At 33.6% G+C, this 6,000-nt stretch carries 4 protein-coding genes; all 4 read right to left on the reverse strand.

The features are described from left to right. Positions 1-593: 593 nt before the first annotated feature. Positions 594-1,475, reverse strand: coding sequence for an ACP S-malonyltransferase (gene fabD, locus ACP6PL_RS01330; protein ID WP_426541735.1), 882 nt, complete (start codon positions 1,473-1,475; stop codon positions 594-596). A 658-nt stretch (positions 1,476-2,133) separates the two neighbouring features. After that, complete coding sequence (locus ACP6PL_RS01335; protein WP_426541737.1) at positions 2,134-3,144, reverse strand: beta-ketoacyl-ACP synthase III; 1,011 nt, start codon at positions 3,142-3,144, stop codon at positions 2,134-2,136. Positions 3,145-3,752: 608 nt separating this feature from the next. Next, a complete protein-coding gene (gene plsX / locus ACP6PL_RS01340) occupies positions 3,753-4,790 on the reverse strand; it encodes a phosphate acyltransferase PlsX (protein ID WP_426541739.1) in 1,038 nt (345 codons plus the stop codon). A gap of 228 nt (positions 4,791-5,018) precedes the next feature. Further along, a complete protein-coding gene (locus ACP6PL_RS01345; protein WP_426541741.1) occupies positions 5,019-5,624 on the reverse strand; it encodes an IS607 family transposase in 606 nt (201 codons plus the stop codon). Positions 5,625-6,000 lie beyond the last annotated feature (376 nt).

Below are 6,000 nucleotides of genomic sequence, written 5' to 3' on the forward strand. Positions count from 1 at the left end.
CTGTAGATGCTTTAAAATTTGATTGGTAAGCCCTAATTAGGGGAGATTTAACTGGGGAGTAATGTAAAATCTAGAAGCATTTCCTGCGAAATGTTATGCAAACAGCTCTTAGCTCTCAGGTATAAACTTTTTAATGAATCAAGCAATTACTAAGATTAGCTGATCACCTTTTTATAAAAGATGGTATTAATTCTAGAAAAAATTTTCCTGGTAAATTTGTTTAATTTTCTATTGCTAAAAATAGCTTATACCAATTTGAAAAAAGAATGTTACGAATAGTAAGGGCAATAAAAAGATTTTACAGGAGATTTACCTTTGACAAAAAATATGATTTCCCAGTTAAAAAATGATATAGAAGCTATTCCCATACGACTCCTGACTCCTGACTCCTGACTCCTAAAAAGTTCCCTAGCGATTTGTAGCAAACATTTATCAAATTGGTATTACAACTGAGTAGATAACTATCGTTATTAATAGAATTTTATCTCAAGGTTAAGATTTCTTTGGGAATTTTTGACAAATCCTTCTCATACTTTGTAGCAGGCAATATTTTCTGAAATATCTTTTCAAAATCAACACTACTCACCCTAAAGCTATTTCCCTATTTGCTCTAAACTACTCACATTTACTAATTTTAAATCTTGACAAGTTCGTTTAATCAAACCAGTAAGCACTTTTCCAGGACCAATTTCTATAACTTTTTCTATTCCTTCTTTTTCCATCTCTAGAGATGTTTCCCGCCATCTCACACCATTTGTCATTTGTTGCTCAAGATGCTGTTTTATTATCCCTGCATCTGTAGTAGGAGTAGGTTCAAAATTAGAAATTATCGGCACTTTAGCATTAGTAAACTCTACAGATTCTAATACTTGTTGAAATTCCCTAGATGCAGACTCCATTAAAGGAGAATGAAAAGCCCCAGAAACATTTAATTTAACTGCACGTTTAGTCTTAACTTTTCCCAGTAAAATTTCTACTGCTTCTGGTGTACCAGATATGACCACTTGAGCAGAATTATTATCATTTGCCAGAACTACACCAGGGGTTTGCTGAAGTTCTTCTTCGAGCTGTTTTTGGTTAAATCCCATTAAGGCTGCCATCTGTCCACCTGTGACATTATTCATTAGTTCAGCACGCTTTTTAACTAATTTTAATCCTGTTTCAAAATCGAATACTCCAGCAACATAGAGAGCAACATATTCTCCTAAACTATGACCTGCAACTAAGTCTGGTTGAAAAGAATGAGTAAACATTTCATTTGCTAATAGACTTTCTACTACATACAAACAAGGTTGAGTATATAGAGTTTGGGATAATTTTTCTTGTTCACTTTGGCAAATTTCCATTACAGACCAACCTAAAATTTGATTAGCTTGCTCCAATTTTGTTTGAGCAGAAGGCAAGTCTTGTAAATCAATTCCCATACCTATTTTTTGAGAACCTTGTCCTGGAAACACCCATGCTGTCTTTGTCATTTTGATATTATAAATTTAACTATGCAAAAATTTATTTTTAACTCCTAAACTTACATCATAATTTATAGATCAGTTTTCTACTTTATGAAGTATATATATTGATGGTTTTAGGAAGTAAGGAATAAGAAGTAGAGAACAACCAAAAAATATTTGCCCCTTCACTTCTAGACTATTAATCTGGAATCTGCTGTATATATTAATAATCAGAAAAAATACTCAAAAAATACTAGAATAAAAAACGTTATAAATTTATACTTCCGAAGTAGTGGCAATTAATTAATTGCCACTAAAATCCTATTTACTGGCTGTATCTATCGTTTCTTAATTTCTATTTAACTAGCTATCAGTTTTTTCTTACAGAATCCTTCATAAATATCATTTAGCTGTTAGCTAAAAATTCTAGGGTTTTAGTCCCCTAAATTTATTTAGAAAAGCACGTTATACCTATTTATAGGATTTTAAATAGTTTATTATACACATTGAGAAACTGATAAACCAGTTATTCGCTCACAAGCTTGCTAATAGCTGAGTGCTGACTGCTACTTCAATTATGGTATAATAAAATCTTTAGAGATTATTTTTCTGAAATTGTTATTCTAAAATTCCCTAAATATTGTAGTTTAGAAAAAGTTATACATAGGATATTAATTTTAAATTTTTACTTTTGACTTAACTTAATACCGCTCCACTCAAAAATTACTGCCCCCCAAGTTAATCCAGCTCCAAAACCAGACGCAGCAATAATATCCCCTGATTTAACCTTACCTTTTCTAACAGCTTCATCTAAAGCTAGAGGTATAGAAGCTGCAGAAGTATTGCCATAATTGCTAAGATTACTAATCACTTTTTCCGAGGGAATTTTCAGTCTATTAGCAACAGCATCAATTATTCTTTGGTTAGCTTGATGTAATAGCAACCAGTCAACTTTATCCACATCAAGATTAGCTCTAAATAAAGCTTTTTCTATCACTTCTGGTACTTTTTGTACGGCAAAACGATATACTTCTTTCCCATTCATACTTATTGGTTGATAAGTACTTTTACTAACATTTACTCCCTCAATTATTTCCTTTGCTTGGGGTTTGTAAGAAAGATTTAAGCAGCCATTTTGACTACCATCACTGCGAAGTTCAAAACCTAGGAGGCGATCGCTTTCTGAAGCTTGCAAAACAACTGCACCTGCTCCATCTCCAAATAAAATACAAGTCCGTCGATCTTCCCAGTCTACCCAGCGGGAGAGAATATCGGCCCCAATTAATAAGACATTTTGATAAACTCCATTACGGATAAACTGCGCTCCTGTAACTAGGCCAAATACAAAACCAGAACAAGCTGCAGTCAGGTCAAAAGCGACTGCTTTTTTGGCCCCCAACTTCCCTTGAATCTTACTAGCAGTGCCAAATAAATCATCTGGAGTAGATGTGGCCAGAATAATCAAATCAATATCTGCAGGAGTAATAGTTGCTTGGTCAAGAGCTGCTAAGGATGCTTGAGTTGCGAGGCTACATAATGATTCTGTTGTATCTGCCAGTTGTCGTTTACTAATCCCGGTGCGAGAACTGATCCATTCGTCAGAAGTATCTACTATTTGGGATAATTGTTGATTATCTAGAGAGCTTTTTGGTATTGCAGAACCACTTCCAGTTATGGAAACACCTATATTTATCATCTGTCAGTTTTTAATTATTATTTGTTTTCTGGTATTATTTAATGCTTTTAATCAACCTTTCCTAAATCTATACCTCTACTGCAAATTTTCTTGTTTTGTTTTCGCTCACGACTTATAAGAGCTTTTTTCAACCAGCAAAAATTATTGGCCATATCCTAACAAGAAAAACTAAATAATCATTAAAACTTAGATAAGTAGTAGATAGGAAAAATTAAATATCAAATTACTGTCAGAAGTGATTTTTTCTCAACCATTCTTAATTCTGACTTTTGAATCCTGTTAATTTAAAGTTAACTCAACTTTTTACCGGGTACTTAGCTTTTCTCAAATCAATTATCTAGACAATTTTTAAATTTTAGGTAACAGGGAATAGCCAACAAACAAAAGCAAAAAAATACAGTATCTCATTAGTATGGGAACGCTATATATTAAGAAACAAACTGAATAGAATTATTGAAACAGTTTAATTCTAAATTATCGTTTTTTTAACGGATCAATTTCAAGAAATATTGAATAATGAAAAGTCAAAAATTATGCAAAAATGATTTTGCCTTTGAGTCAAGCTTTTAGTGCTTACAAGCAATAAGCTAATAGCTATCACAGAGAAACTACTGATTACTAACTATTGACTTTTTACTTTCCGGTACATACTTAGAATTAATTCGTTCCAGCACTCTATTTTCAACAGCTTCTTTTGCTGAACGAACTGCATTAGATATAGTTGCTGCTTTAGAGGAACCATGACTAATAATACAAATTCCTCCTACTCCTAATAGTAATCCTCCTCCATGTTCTACATGATCTATTCTTTGTTTCATCCGTTTTAAATTAGGTCGTAATATTGCAGTACCTATTTTTCCACTCAGACCAGGTGTCAATTCTTCCTTCATCATTTGCAGTACAGCATCACCCACTGCCTCCGCAAACTTTAATAAGACATTACCTGCAAAACCATCACAAACTATCACATCAAATTCACCAGATAAAACATCACGACCTTCTGCATTACCGATAAATTTGATTTGATTATTTTCTTGCAATATTTGGTGAGTTCGTACTGCCAAATCATTTCCTTTTGATGGTTCTTCCCCAATATTCAGTAATCCCACCTTTGGCTGAGTAGTGGCCAGAACATATTCACTGTAAATTGTCCCCATAACTGCAAACTGCTCTAAATATTTGGGGCGACAGTCCACATTTGCTCCCACATCCAGGATCAGGACTGGTTTTTTCGGAATCATAGTGGGTAAAACTGCCCCAATTGCAGGGCGATCGATTCCTGGTATTCGTCCCAAACGCAGCAAAGCTGAGGCCATTGCAGCTCCTGAATGACCTGCAGAAACTACAGCATCAGCTTCTTTCTCCTTTACTAAGTTCATAGCTACATTAATAGATGCCTTGGACTTGCGTCTAATGGCAGTCAAAGGTTCTTCGTGCATTTCTACTATGTCCTCAGCAGGAACTATTTCTGGCAGAGGTTGGCTTGACTTGTGATTTATACAGGCTTTAATTTGCTGAGGGTCGCCAACTAGCAATACTTTGACACCATAAGCTTCTTGGGCTTTGAGTGCTCCCTCTACAATTTCTGATGGGGCATGGTCCCCACCCATAGCATCGATTGCGATTCGTGTAGGTATTATTCCCATTTATCAAAGTTAGAGAAACCTTCAAGATTTTATCAGTTAATTGATCGTTTATTGACTTTTAACTTGGAAAAAATTGCTATTTACCAATGGATAATTGATAATTGATAATTAATCCTCAGAGGTTTAAAGCCTCTCGTTTAATTCATAGAAGCAAAAAAATCTTCTCCAATTTCAAAGATAATAAATTAATAGCTGACAGCTAAAAGCTGACTGCTGAATGCTTACTTATCAATTTATTTGATTAGCTGCCTCTTGCAATTTTTCCACTATTTTTTGGTTTTTTTTACTCCGACTGCCATATAATCTAGCTGTAAAAATTTTGATAATTTCTAAAATATCTCGATCTAAATCTTCTTCTTCTGTAGATTCAGAACAGTGGTTAATAATTACAATTTCTGTGCCAAAAATCTCACAAATTGTAAATATTAGTTCTGCACCGAATCTTACTAAACGGTCTTTATTAGTTAGTACTAAACGCTCTACTTTTTCTGAGCAGATCATTTTGATTAACCTGACAAGTCCTCTTTTTCTGTAATTTATTCCTGAACCTAAATCTCGGATAATTTCTACTAGCCAGCCCTGATTATTACAGTAGGCTTCTAATACCATGATTTGTCTATCTAAATTAGCTGTTTGCTCAGAATTGGAAATACAGGCATAACCAATGGTTTTACGTTCTCCAGCTCTTAGTCCAAGAAGAGTGGCAACATCATATCGGCGATGTCCATTCTTGGTTCTTTCTGACTGGATTTTCCCTTCACGTTCCCATCTTCTCAGGGTACTTTCTGCTACTCCTAGTAGTTCGGCAGCCTTTCCTATAGAAATTTTGCTCATTTTCCATGATTAGCATATTTGATAAGTAATTTTAGCAAATAACCAGTAAATTTTTGTAAATATCTCAGAATTCTTTTTTCAGAGAAGTATTATAAAAATTAATGTTTTTATATTTAATTATAAAATTAATATATGTAAATTTGAGCCTCAACTATTGCGCAATAGTAATTAATATATTTTCTATTTTTAATAAAATAATTAAATTAGTTCCTGAATCATTAGACCTCTTGCAAAAGTAAAAGTAAAAAATTTTTTCCTACATTTTTCTTGAAAATCTCTTACCAATTCCCTATTCTCTATTTCCGTCTATTATGTGTATTGCTATAGAACCCCTAAGAGCTCTATATAATTATGCAAGTTAAGTCTATTCGTGCAT

It is taken from the genome of Dapis purpurea BLCC-M126 (genome assembly GCF_050015975.1).
In the GTDB taxonomy this organism is placed as follows: domain Bacteria; phylum Cyanobacteriota; class Cyanobacteriia; order Cyanobacteriales; family Microcoleaceae; genus Trichodesmium.

Coding starts and splice junctions, on each gene's coding strand:
- ACP6PL_RS01345 (WP_426541741.1), bottom strand. CDS start 5,624: ATGAGCAAAATTTCTATAGGAAAGGCTGCCGAACTACTAGGAGTAGCA.
- fabD (WP_426541735.1), bottom strand. CDS start 1,475: ATGACAAAGACAGCATGGGTGTTTCCAGGACAAGGTTCTCAAAAAATA.
- plsX (WP_426541739.1), bottom strand. CDS start 4,790: ATGGGAATAATACCTACACGAATCGCAATCGATGCTATGGGTGGGGAC.
- ACP6PL_RS01335 (WP_426541737.1), bottom strand. CDS start 3,144: ATGATAAATATAGGTGTTTCCATAACTGGAAGTGGTTCTGCAATACCA.